Origin of the sequence: Acinetobacter proteolyticus (assembly GCF_000367945.1) — a bacterium.
Classification (GTDB): domain Bacteria; phylum Pseudomonadota; class Gammaproteobacteria; order Pseudomonadales; family Moraxellaceae; genus Acinetobacter; species Acinetobacter proteolyticus.
In genome coordinates, this window is the sequence record NZ_KB849179.1 from 2408450 (window position 1) to 2409245 (window position 796).

1 pseudogene is annotated in these 796 nt (G+C 50.8%); it reads right to left on the minus strand.

Annotated elements, in window-relative coordinates:
- Positions 1-796, minus strand: a pseudogene (locus F993_RS05850) (hypothetical protein); the annotation flags it as partial.

Sequence of the window (796 nt, forward strand, 5' to 3'; positions counted from 1 at the left end):
CAGTTTTCGCTGCCGCTGCTTCGCCTTGAATCGCATCGGCAACTGTGTCATAGCCTTTGTCATTTACGGTGAATGGTCCATTGAGACGACCGCCTGCATTGCTTACACCACCGCCCAAGATATCGCCCGTAGAGGCAACGCTGTCATTCAGTTGACCACCATTCACAGCATCTTTTGAACCTGCTGCAACTGTGCCGTCTGCAACACCAGTGATCTTACCCGTGGTTCCGTCAATGTTGACATCACCCACTTGCACTGAATCAAAGTCGACATCACGTGCTGTGGCAACTTCATAGTTGGTACTGCCATCGGCGTTGGTCGACTCAGTCACCACCATATTGTCGCCTTCTGTGACCGTGGTTTTCGCTGCAACCGCCTGACCACGAACTGAGTCAATCGCATCATGGATGTTGTTTTCACCGGTATTACCGACATTGCCTGTTGTGATTGAACCATCAGGATTTAAGATGGTTTCACCACCAATTGAGTTACGAACACTGTCCGCAACACCGTGGAGTTGTCCACCGTTCACAGCATCTTTTGAACCTGCTGCAACTGTGCCGTCTGCAACACCACTGATCTTGCCTGTCGCGCCATCAATACGCACGCTATCTGCACCGCCCACAGTGACATTGTTAAAGTCAACATCATCCGCTGTCGCGACTTCATAGATAGTTTGTCCATCTGCACCTGTGCGGCTTTCAACCGTCATGTTCTTGCCAGCTTCAACTTCAGTTTTCGCTGCCGCTGCTTCGCCTTGAATCGCATCGGCAACTGTGTCATAGCCTTTGTCATT